Consider the following 11,331-nt stretch of genomic DNA (forward strand, 5'->3'; position numbering starts at 1 on the left):
AATGGCATTGCTCGCCCCACTGCAGTTGATAGGCGTAGGCACGCACTGTGTCGAGTCCCTCGAGAGTTACGGGGCAAGGATTGCTTATGTTCACAGCGTGCGGCCTGCACGGGTGTTTGCCCTGGCGCGCGACGCCTCCAATGCGATGCACGAAGGAACACTGCTGCGCTCGTTTAATTACCAGACTGTCTGCGGCTACGGAGAGCATACCTCTAGGCTAACCTCTGGCCTGAGGCGCCTAACGGAGCGAGTTGATCTGGCTGCGGGGACCCTCAGTCCCTTTGCGAATGTCCTGACCAAAGCCCACTCTGGGGCATTCTGGCGCGTAAGGCGATGGTGTCCAATTTGCTATCTCAGGCCCCAAGAGGACAGATATGATCTTCTGGCGTGGCAGTTGATCACTGCCACACACTGCCCGATAGATGACGCTCGGCTGGTGGACAGATGCAGGAATTGCCAGGCCGTACAGGCAGACTTTCAATCCATTGGCCCCGAACGATATGACTGCAGAGTTTGTAGGCAGAGGCTTGGCTGGACTCCTGTTGCCGAACCAGTCCAGTCCAGCTGGGAGCGCTGGAGTAATATGCAAACCCTGGACCTGATTGCGTACTCCTCCCGATGTCCGTCGCCAATTCAGGGAAATCCATGGCACGACTTCTTGTCGTCACTGCGCCAACAGAAGATTGTGCCTGTGGACCGAACCTTAGAGGTGTTTCGCGCCTTTGCCTGGAAGAGCAATCGCAATCGGCCGCAGCTTCGAACAGTGTTTCAATACGCTGCTCTGCAATCGGTAGCGCCATTACAGGTACTTCTTGATCCATTTGGCGCAGCAAGCGCAACTCTGCCGCTCATGGTGGATGACGTCCTAGAACGGCGGCAGCGTCTCCAGGAACTGCCGCGCAACCAGAGGCACCTGCGGTATACGGCCTCTGTGCTTGCTGAGGCTGAACATGGCCTACCGTTGCCATCCCCGGGGTGGCTGGCAGCGTGCTTTGGTGTTTCCCGGCCTAGCTGGAGGGCAGCTGATCCCCGAGGCTACGAGGCGTACAGGTTGGCACAAGAAAAGGTTTGGCCGGAGATGCCCAGCGCGTCTGATCAAAAGCTGTTCTCAATGGCTGTAGATGAGGTTCAGAGTGGCCTTGAAGACGGCGGCTCGCTAGCGGTCTCTGATGTCATAAATGCAATTTCCAGAGGTAGGCCGGAGCGGGACCGTTATAGAGCGGCTCGCGCGGTACTTGCCTCGCTCATACTTATCGGCATATTTCGGCGGCTGCGTCCGAATGAGAGGATGCAGTTTAGAGTTGGGCGAATCCGCGCTTCCACCAAGCTATGAAGCGAATACTTTCTCCCGATCCGCAGACGTCGCTCAGAGACATTCTGCTGAGATTGAATCGCGCTGGTGCTCGTCGCGTGGAGGAATGGCACGGCTACAGAACGCGATTAACTCTGTCTTACGCCCAGGAACGCGCGCAGTTGTCTCTACCTGAGCTGGCAGAGAAGAGTATCTACGTAGCAAGAACAATGTCCGGTCTCCACGAGAAGTGGGCAGATGGTTCTACGGCTCTCTCGCGGGGATCTGCAGTTAAGTTGGAGAAGGTCGCGCCGGGCACCCTGGAGGTGTTCGACCTGCCTCTTCTGCCGCTTCTCGCCCAGCGGCCCCTCTCAGAGGGTGAGATTTTTACTCTCCTACTGCCATATCGACGAGCCCAGAAGGCCGGTGGTCACTCGGAGCTGCTTCCTTGGCAGTTCCCGGACGAGCAGGAACGGATAAGGTACAAAGACTTCGTTCCAATAATGTCTGTGACCGATACAGAGAACCTGTTCTTGTATGGCACGCCCCATTCGTTCTCCGCTCTGCTTGGAATCGCGAGACTAGCCGAGTCCAAGGGCGACGTCATGCTTCACCTTAGAGCCTTTCAAGGTATTTATCGGTCGTTGCCATTTATTCTTCGCGCTCCCTGGTTTCACCAGAATCGCAGTGAGCTTATTGAGCTGCTGCATAGCATCAGATGCCGAATGCATCTTTCCGCCGCACTTTTCGACGTGGACTGGGACGTGATCTCGCGTCAGGAGACGGATCCGACTATTACGCTTTGCCGCTGGAGGCGACCAAGATGCTCAGTCACCGGTCGATTCGTCGATCTTGAGGACCCAATCCTCGAGGCCGAAATAGTTCCTGGGCTAGAGGTAAAGAGGCGGAGGTTAGTCGCGGCAAGGAAAAAAGAGAAGCGCGGACGTTCAGGCGCCTAATGCCTACTTGAGCGAGGTTGTTTGGGTGCGCCGCGTCACTTGCGCTTCGATAGCGACGCGCTAGAAAGGTCAAAGCCCCGTCTTCTCCCGAGGTTTTATCTTTAGACGTGTCGCTGTTCAACCCCCCAGCTCTGCGCGGTTAAGGTTCTGCCCAGCCTTGACCAACTCGTAGATCAGCCCTACGAGCGGAGCCAGCGCTTGCTGGTCATGCTTCAATACGTGAGCGGCTAACGTGCTGTGCGAGTCCAGTGCGCGCACCAGGGCGGACTGGACGGAGCCCTTAATGTTTCCGGCCATGGCCACTTCACGCGTGTTGTTCTTGACTTGGGCGACCGTGTTCGCGTCTTCGCGCACGATGTCGGCCACATGATTGACCAGAGCCACCTTGTCGGTCAGCGCCGTGGCGTCGCCGAAGATGGAGTTGAGCTTAGCAATCACCTGGCGCAGATAGACGGGCACTGGGGGCAGGCCACCACCACCTGGACCCACGGGCTGCAGGGTCAGGTCCTGATCGTCATCATCACCAGAGGTAGGCTTGTCCTTCGGCTTGATATCGAAGCCTGTCAGCAGCAAGCCGGACACATCGACTTGCTCAGGCGGAACGCCGTTGAGCCGCTTGGAGAGCATGCGGGCGAAGCTGGCGAACCCTTCCAGGCTGGGGTCGCCGAAGTCGATGGTCTGGGCGATGTAGGTGTACAGCGTGCCGAAGCGAGAAAGCCCGGACTTGAAATCCAGCAGCTTCTGCATCGTTTCTGCCGAAGCAGCGCGGCTGGCGTCAGCTGCTTTCATGCCGGTCTCGTTGCCTTGCGCCTTGGCGTGTTCGAAGTCTTTCTCGGCCACCAGTATGGCGCTGCGGGCAGCGGCCAGCGCATCGTTGAAGCGCTGGGTGGGTACGCTGGTGGCCGCATAGAGCTTCTTGTGCGTCGCGTCGTCGCCCACGGTGTAGGCGGCGGCCGACTTGAAGCGCACGGCCGTGTAGCCGTCGATGTCATCCTGGGTGTAGATGTCGGCCTTGTCCAGGTCGCCCTGCAGCGCATAGACCACGTTGGGGTCCTGCGCTTTCTCGATCTTGGCGCCAGCGTCGTACAGGGCAAACGCATCCAGGATGGACTGCGGATCGTTGACGAAGTCCACGACGAATGTGGTGTCCTTGCCGGAGGTGGTGCGGTTGAGGCGGGAGAGTGTCTGGACGATTTCCACCGGGTTGGCGATCTTCTTATCCAGGTACATCGCGCACAGCTTGGGCTGGTCGAAGCCGGTCTGGAACTTGTTGGCCACGATCATCACGCGGAACTCGGGACGGTCGAACACCTTGCGCAGATCCGAGCCGTACTGGCGCGGGTTCATGGTGGCTTCGGTGAACACCTCATCCTCTGGGGCGGCGAACGGATCGTCCTTAAACTGCTCGTCAGAAGCGTGAATGACCTCCTTGCCCGTGAGCGAGCCGGAGAACGCCACGAGCGCCTGGAAGGCTTTGTGCTTGGGATTGGCCTCGATGTACGCGTCGAAGGCCTTCTTGTAGCGGACCGCGGCGGCACGCGAGGACGTCACGATCATGGCCTTGGCGGTGCCGCCCAGAAGCGGGGCCACGTTGGCCGCGAAGTGCTCGACGATGAACTCGACCTTCTGGGTGACGTTGGTGGCATGTAGCGACATCCACTTGGCCAACGCCCGCTTTGCGGCCTTGCCCTCGACCCGCTTGCCGTCCTTCTCGGGCTCAGCCAGGTTGAACGCGGTCTTGTAGGGAAGGTAGCCCTCAAGAACGTCCAGGATGAACCCCTCGTCGATCGCCTGGCGCATCGGGTACTTGTCGAACGAGAACGGCAAGTTTTCCTTGCTGGCCGGCTTGGTCGGGTCGGGTCGCGTCCCGAACAGCATGAGGGTGGCGTGCTTGGGCGTGGCGGTGAACGCGAAGTAGGAGACGTTCTTGGGGCGGGCGCGCGAGGACTGAATCTTCTCCAGCAGCTCCTCCACCGTGAGGCCTTCTATCGCCTTGGCATCGCGCAGAGCGAGCGTGGCCTGCAGCTTGGAGGCGGCGGTGCCGGTCTGGCTGGTGTGGGCCTCGTCGATGATCACCGCGAAGTTGCGGTCGGCCAGCTTCCCGTTGGTGAGGATCTGCTCCATCGCATAGGGGAAGGTCTGGATGGTCACCACGATGATGGGGGTGCCGCGTTCTAGGGCCTCAGCCAGCTCCTTGGACTTGCTGACGCCATTGTCCTTCTCGCCGATGGCCGCGATCACGTTGTGCTGGTGGTCGATCTGCTGGACGGCGTCCTGGAGCTGCTTGTCGAGCACCGTGCGATCGGTAACCACGATGACCGAATGGAACAGGTTCATGCCCGCGTCGGTGCGCAGGCGGATCAGGTCATGCGCCGTCCAGGCAATTGTGCTGGTCTTGCCCGAACCTGCCGAGTGTTCGCACAGGTAGGACTGGCCGGGGCCCTTGGCCTTGGCGTCGGCGATCATGCGGGTGACGGCCTTCCACTGGTGGAAGCGCGGGAAGATCTGGGTTTCCTTCCGCTTGTGGTTGCCTTCCAGGTCGACGACCTCCTTCTTCTCCGTGTACACGAAGCTGTGGAAGATCCGCAGCCAGTTGTCGCGCTGGCAGACCTGCTCCCAGAAGTGGGCCACTGGATACTCGCCATCCTCGCGGATCGGGTTGCCCTTGCGGCCGTCGCGCCCCTGGTTGAAGGGCAGGAAGTAACTGTTCTTGCCATCCAGCTTGGTGCACATCTGGATGTCGCTGTCGGACATGGCGAAGTGGACGACTGCGCCACGCTGGAACGTCAACAGCGGCTCCTTCCTGCGGGTGGCCGCATCCATGGGCAGGCGATCGTCCTTGTACTGCGTCACGGCCGCCTCGGCGGACTGAGTGAAGTCGGTTTTGACCTCCACGGTGGCCACGGCTAGGCCGTTGATGAAGAACACCAGGTCGATGGCCAGCGTGCTGCCGGGGCGATACATGAGCTGCGGCACGACGCGCAGGATGTTGGCGTTGTAGCGCTCCCAGGCTGACGGGTCGCGTTCGTCCTCGGGTAAGCCTTCACTGAGGCTGATTTCGCCGCCAGGTGCCATCTTGAAGCCACGGCGAAGGACATGAACGGTGCCGTCTTTCTCCAGCGCATGGGACAGGCGGTCCATGAGCGCGGCTGTGGCCTTGTCACCGTTGCTCGCTACCAACTGAGCCCAGCGTTTGGGCTGGGTAGCCTGCATCCAGGTGATCAGGTCCTCCGGATAGAGCGCGTGGTTCTGGTCGTAGCCAGTGGTGTCGCCCACCTTCCAGCCGCGTGCGGCGAGTTGCTTGACGATGTACGCCTCGAAGTACTTCTCGCGATGGGCGGTGTCAGTGAAGGCAGGGTGCATGGCGTGTCCTTAGGCCGCGGGGCGCAGGTCAATCTTGCCGGTGACGGCAGCGGTAATGAGGGCGGTGCGGTGTTCGCGCAGCAGTTCGATGGACCGTTCGGTCTTGGCGATCAGAGTGTCTATACGCGAGGTGGTGCGGTCGAGGTGGTCGACGATTGCCTCAGCGTCACCATCTCTTGGGCGTGGCACTTGGATGGAAAGGAAAGGGCCGGGGCGGATGGTCTTGCGGAGCCCCTTATAGAAGGGCTTGAGGCGCTTGTACTCGTCCACATGCAGGAAGAAGTAGTAGAGGTAGCGAGCCCACAGCTCACTCTGAGGGCGGAACACTGTGTAAGCGCTGGTCAGCATCCCGTCTTGCGGGGCCACACCGACGGTCCTTGGTGTCTCGTCCATGTCGAACAAGCAGAAGACCATTTCGCCAGCGGAAATGCGCTGGTACCCATCGAATGACGCGGGCATCTTTCCCGTGGGATTTTCCAGGTCGCGTTCGATCACGCCCTGCAAGGTGAGCGAAAGCAACCTAGTGTTGGCGCTGTCGGTACCAACGATGTCCCGACGAAACTGGAGGAACGACTTTAATGGGGCGACACCCCACGACACGGGAACCTCCCCTAGCCAGTCCACACCGCTTTCCTTCATCGGCACGCCAGGATCCAGCCCCCTGGTCACGGCATGCGTGATAAGCGCCTGGCGTTTCTCGCGCAGCAGGTCGATGAAACGGGTCTTCTTGGCGACCAGGGCGTCGATGCAGGTGGTGGCGCGGTCGAGACTGCCCAGGATTGACCGCTGTTCTGTAACCGGCGGAACCGGCATAGGAACTGCTCCAATCGACCCCCAGTCGGCGCGTGGCATTTTTGCCCCTTCACAGCTTGCTTCTATCTGCTGGGTCACCTCATCGGTTAGGAGCCATAGATTGAGCCAGGCTGGCAGAACTTTGTGCGGTTCCATCACAAGGAACTCCGTGGAGCATGCCCCCGCGAAAGTCGCTGTCATTGATTTACGCAAGTAAGGGCGCAACTTGCCGTATAGAACATTGCCAGCATCAAATACGCTGACAGTTGAGTCCTCGCCTAGCCGGGAGCTAACTTCAGTCGGTGCGTATTTTCCTGTCCCGCTTTCGACATCCTCCAGTCCTACGAATAGGGATGAAGAGGGGTAGTAAGTGCGTCGATCCTTTCTCAAAGAAACGCTTCTCTTAATGGGAAGAACGGACCACAGCTCTGGCACGTGGCCAATCCATTCAACGCCGCTATCTTTCGTGCGCGCACTCACTTCGCCACCTCTTCCAGCAGCGCAGAGATCTCTGCTTCCACCGCCTTCAACTCGGCGTCGATCTCATGCAGGCCGCGCGGCGGCACGTACTTGTAGAAGTAGCGGTTGAAGTTGATCTCGTAGCCGACCTTGCCCACCTGGCCATCGCGATCGTCGGTGTACTCCGCATCCACCCAGGCGTCAGCCACATGCGGCAGCACTTCGGCGTCCATGTAGTCGCCGATCGACTGGTCCAGGGGTACGGACTCGAAGTCTTCCAGTTCCTTGTCCGGGATGGGATTGCCTTCCTCGTCGAGGATTTCCGGGGCATTGGCGTCGCGTACACCGAGCGCGTTCTCAATGGCGTTGGCCAATGGCTTAGCGGCCTTGGCCAGGCCGGCCTTCTTGGCGGCGGCGGGTAGGGTGGCCAGCCACGCATAGAGGTGGGTCTCGCCCAGGTGCTTGCGCAGCAGCTTGACCCAGCCCGCCTGTTCGGTCTCGTCCAACTTGGCGAAGGGCTTGCTGGCAGCCAGGGCGGTCAGCGTGTCCTCGTTGACTTGGACGGTCAGGCGCAGTGGACGCTGAATCTTGATCCGGCGGTATCCGAAATCGCGGTAGTCCACGATCCGCACGTTTTCGCTGGGCGTAAAGTCAGCGTAGAGTCGGGCTATGGCCTGGATCTGCTCGTCGCTAATAAAGCGACGCTTGTTGCCCTCGGACTTGCGCATGGGGCTGTGCATGGCGGTCGCGTCGATTAGTTGAACCTTGCCCTTGCGTTCAGCGGGCTTGTTGTTTGTGAGCAGCCAGATGTAGGTGCCGATGCCGGTGCGGAAGAAGATGTCGGTGGGCAGGGCCACGATGGCATCGATGTAGTCGTTTTCCAGCAACCAACGACGGATCTCGGTTTCACCCTGGCCGGCATTGCCAGTGAACAGGGGCGAGCCCGACAAGATGATGGCCGCGCGGCCGCCACCCTTGTTGGGGTGCTCCAGCTTCGAGATCAGGTGCTGGATGAAGAGCATGGAGCCATCAGACACGCGTGGCGTGCCCGCACCGAAGCGACCCTCGAACCCCTTCTCCTTGGCCTCGCGCTCGACGAAGGCTTGATCCTTCTCCCACTTCTTGCCGAAGGGGGGGTTGGACAGGCAATAGTGGAAGCGCTGACCCGAGAAGGCGTCCTGGGAGAGCGTCGACTTGGGTCCAGCAATGTTGGCCGAGAGATCGCGCGAGGGCTCGGTTTCCAGCCGGCGCAGCAGCATGTTGGCCAGGGCCACCGCATGGGTTTCAGGTTCCAGTTCCTGGCCGAAGGGGATCAGTACGGGTGGGGCCTTACCTTGTGCCGCGAAGCCATCGACATGGTTCATGGCGTCGGTGAGGAAGCCACCGGTGCCGCAGGTGGGGTCGTAGAGCGTGCGGATCAGGCCGGGGTTATTGCGGAACAGCGCATCGTCAGGGTCGAGTAGCAGCGTGGTGGCCAGGTGGACCACGTCGCGCGGCGTCATGAAGTCTTCGGCCGCCTCGTTGACCTCGGAGCCGAACCGGCGGATCAGGTGCTCGTAGATGTTGGACATCACCCGGTCGGGCACGACATCCGGATGCAGGTCGGTGTTCGCGAAGTTCTGGCAGATCTTGAACAGGATATCGGCGCGAGCGAGGCGCGCGATGGTGTCGGTGAAGTTGAACTGGTCGAAGATGACGCGTGCGTTGTCCGAGAAGGCTGCGACGTAGGCCTCCAGATTCGACTTGGTCTTTGTGGCGCCCAGGGTGGCCAGCGAGTACTGCGAGGTGTTGTAGAACGGCAGGCCGGCTTTCTGACGCAGGATCAGGTCGGTATCCAGGCCCTTGTCCTTGAACTTGGCGTGGGTCTCGCGGACGACCTCGCGCGTGGGTTCCAGCACGCATTCCAGGCGGCGCAGCAGCGTGAATGGCAGGATGATCTTGCCGAAGTCGGTGTGCTTGAAGTCGCCCCACAGGTCTTCGGCATTCTTCCAAATGAAGCTGGCGAGCACGGTGTCGGAGGCCTTAGGGGCCTCGGTGGCGGAAACTGCAGGTTGCGGGTTCTTGATCATGGTGCCTTCAGTGTCAAAGCAATCGGGTGGTCGCCAGCGCAGGCGCTGACGGCGAAATAGGTGGCTGGACCTGAATGTCGCCGTGGGAATCCCAACACGAGGCCGTCTCCAGGGATGAGGCCTAGACGGCATTTGGCAGGGGGACGCCTAGGCAGAGGTTACCCATTGGGATACCTCCCCGCGAACTCTGCCAAGACCCGGGCAGTGGGTTGTTTGGGTGGCGTGCGGGTGGCCCAGGTCCGCCCTACTTCGACGGCTGACGTCCCCCTGGTCGCCGTTTCGGCCCTGGATTCACTGGTTCTCTGGCGAGGCGTTCGCCCGATCTGGCGTACGCCAACCGAACGCCTGACTTTGGTAGGCCCTACCCTTCTTGCCTTCAGCGAGATCCAGGGCCAGCTCAGGAGGATGCCCAGCGCAACCCGTCGGGGCGCCGGCAGGCCGTTCTCGGTGGTCAGGCACTGGGGCATCCGCCCCGTTTGCGCGGCGGAGGAGGATGTTAGGGACGGTGGGCTAGAGTTCCCGGAGGGGCTCGTCGGTCACTGCCAGGACGCCCCTCGGAGCATGTGGTCTCGTCTCATCCGGTGTCTGCTGATCGGGCGCGCGCTGCGGACCCTCCGAGATCCAAGGGCCTGATTTGCCAGAAACAAGGGTTTTTCCCGGCGAGCGAAAAGTTCAAGTCCATGATGCGTAAGGAATAAAAGATTAGTTCAGTCCGGCGATCAAACTATTCTTGTTTTCGGACTGAACAGCGGCCGGCCCCGGTTTGCACTATGCTGGTGCAAACCAACCAGGCCCGCCGCATGCCCCACCCGCCTTCGCAGCCGCCCCGCCTCTGGGTCGTCGACGACGACCGCGCCGTGCGTTTCGTGCTGGCCCAGGCCCTGCGCGACGCGGGTTACGCGGTGGCGGCCTTCGAAGGCGCGCGCGAGGCGCTGGCGGCCCTGCGCGACGGCGAAACGCCCGACCTGGTGTTCACCGACGTGCGCATGCCCGGCGTGGACGGCCTGGCCTTCCTGGATTCGCTCAAGGCCTCGCGCCCGGAGCTGCCGGTGGTGGTGATGTCGGCCTACACCGACGTGGCCAGCACCGCCGGCGCCTTCCGCGGCGGCGCGCACGAATTCCTGTCCAAGCCCTTCGACCTCGACGAAGCGGTGGCGCTGGCGGCGCGCGCGCTGCCCCAGCCCCAGGCGCCGCGCGCCGAACCGCTGCCGGAAACCGGCGACGCGCTGGTCGGCGACACGCCGGCCATGCGCGAACTGTTCCGCGCCATCGGCCGCCTGGCCCAGGCGCCGCTGTCGGTGCTCATCACCGGCGAAACCGGCACCGGCAAGGAGCTGGTGGCGCGCGCGCTGCACCGCGAATCGCCGCGCGCGCACAAACCCTTCGTGGCGCTCAACACCGCCGCCATTCCCGCCGAGCTGCTCGAGAGCGAACTGTTCGGCCACGAGGCCGGCGCCTTCACCGGCGCGCAGAAGCGCCACGTCGGCCGCTTCGAGCAGGCCGACGGCGGCACCCTGTTCCTGGACGAAATCGGCGACATGCCGGCGGCGCTGCAGACGCGCCTGCTGCGCGTGCTGGCCGAGGGGGAATTCTTCCGCGTCGGCGGCCGCGAACTGATCAAGGTGGACGTGCGCGTCATCGCCGCCACCCACCAGGACCTCGACGCCAAGGTGCGCGACGGCAGCTTCCGCGCCGACCTCCTGCACCGCCTCGACGTGGTGCGCCTGCGCCTGCCGCCGCTGCGCGAGCGCAAGGCCGACGTGCCGGCGCTGGCCGCGCGCTTCCTGGCCCGCGCCGCGGCCAGGCTGGGCACGCCGCCCAAGCATTTCCACGCCGCCGCGCTGGAACGCCTGCAGCGGCACGACTGGCCCGGCAACGTGCGCGAGCTGGAAAACCTGTGCTGGCGGCTGGCCGCGCTGGCGCCCGGCGACACCATCACCGTGCGCGACCTGGGCCAGGCCCTGCGCGGCGGCGAGGCGGCCCGCGCCGGCCACTGGCAGCGCGAACTGGCCGAGGACGTGCGCGCGGCCCTGGCCCGCGGCGAGCCGGACCTGCACGCACGGCTTCGCACCCAGTTCGACAACGTGCTGCTGGAAACCGCGCTCGAACACAGCCACGGCCATCGCCAGAAGGCGGCCGAAAGCCTGGGCCTGGGCCGCAACACGCTCACCCGCAAGCTCGGTGCCCGGCGCCGGCGCGAACCTTGATTGCGCGCCGACGCCGCTGCGCGCACCCTTTGCCCTTCCGAACCGAGGACCCGCCCATGAGCCCGAAAAAGACCCTGCTCGCCGTCGCCGTCGCCTGCGCCTTTGCCCTGGCGGCCTGCAGCCCGTCCGCCCCCGAAGCCGCGCCGGAAGCCGCCGCGCCCGCGCCGGCGGCCGAAGCCCCGGCCGAAGCC

6 protein-coding genes are annotated in these 11,331 nt (G+C 62.6%); 3 read left to right on the forward strand and 3 right to left on the reverse strand.

Annotation, left to right across the window (positions count from 1 at the left end; translation table 11 throughout):
• The first annotated feature begins 1 nt into the window (after position 1).
• Together N790_RS16875 and N790_RS16010 are read left to right on the forward strand one after the other, a co-directional pair.
• Positions 2 to 1,333, forward strand: coding sequence for a TniQ family protein (locus N790_RS16875; protein ID WP_084062745.1), 1,332 nt, complete (start codon positions 2 to 4; stop codon positions 1,331 to 1,333).
• A gap of 140 nt (positions 1,334 to 1,473) precedes the next feature.
• Complete coding sequence (locus tag N790_RS16010) at positions 1,474 to 2,250, forward strand: hypothetical protein (protein WP_156969984.1); 777 nt, start codon at positions 1,474 to 1,476, stop codon at positions 2,248 to 2,250.
• Positions 2,251 to 2,367: 117 nt separating this feature from the next.
• On the opposite strand, the gene N790_RS07125 is transcribed toward N790_RS16010, so the two are convergent.
• The 3 genes from N790_RS07125 to N790_RS07135 all read right to left on the reverse strand — a co-directional run bounded on the left by N790_RS07125 (position 2,368) and on the right by N790_RS07135 (position 8,933).
• On the reverse strand, positions 2,368 to 5,613 hold the full coding sequence (locus N790_RS07125) for a type I restriction endonuclease subunit R (RefSeq protein WP_043802559.1): 3,246 nt from the start codon (positions 5,611 to 5,613) through the stop codon (positions 2,368 to 2,370).
• A 9-nt stretch (positions 5,614 to 5,622) separates the two neighbouring features.
• Entirely contained in the window at positions 5,623 to 6,561 is a 939-nt protein-coding gene (locus tag N790_RS07130; RefSeq protein WP_156969985.1) for a restriction endonuclease subunit S domain-containing protein, read from the reverse strand.
• Between the two features lie 320 nt (positions 6,562 to 6,881).
• Positions 6,882 to 8,933, reverse strand: a complete 2,052-nt coding sequence (locus N790_RS07135; protein WP_084062746.1) for a type I restriction-modification system subunit M — start codon at positions 8,931 to 8,933, stop codon at positions 6,882 to 6,884.
• Positions 8,934 to 9,733: 800 nt separating this feature from the next.
• On the opposite strand from N790_RS07135, the gene ntrC reads away from it, so the two are divergent.
• Positions 9,734 to 11,140: a nitrogen regulation protein NR(I) gene (gene ntrC / locus N790_RS07140; RefSeq protein WP_043802581.1), complete on the forward strand. Its 1,407-nt coding sequence runs from the start codon at positions 9,734 to 9,736 to the stop codon at positions 11,138 to 11,140.
• Positions 11,141 to 11,331 lie beyond the last annotated feature (191 nt).

Source organism: Arenimonas malthae CC-JY-1, from assembly GCF_000747075.1.
GTDB classification, from domain to species: Bacteria; Pseudomonadota; Gammaproteobacteria; order Xanthomonadales; family Xanthomonadaceae; genus Arenimonas; species Arenimonas malthae.

Coding starts and splice junctions, on each gene's coding strand:
- N790_RS16875 (WP_084062745.1), top strand. CDS start 2: ATGGCATTGCTCGCCCCACTGCAGTTGATAGGCGTAGGCACGCACTGT.
- N790_RS07125 (WP_043802559.1), bottom strand. CDS start 5,613: ATGCACCCTGCCTTCACTGACACCGCCCATCGCGAGAAGTACTTCGAG.
- N790_RS07130 (WP_156969985.1), bottom strand. CDS start 6,561: ATGGAACCGCACAAAGTTCTGCCAGCCTGGCTCAATCTATGGCTCCTA.
- N790_RS07135 (WP_084062746.1), bottom strand. CDS start 8,933: ATGATCAAGAACCCGCAACCTGCAGTTTCCGCCACCGAGGCCCCTAAG.
- ntrC (WP_043802581.1), top strand. CDS start 9,734: ATGCCCCACCCGCCTTCGCAGCCGCCCCGCCTCTGGGTCGTCGACGAC.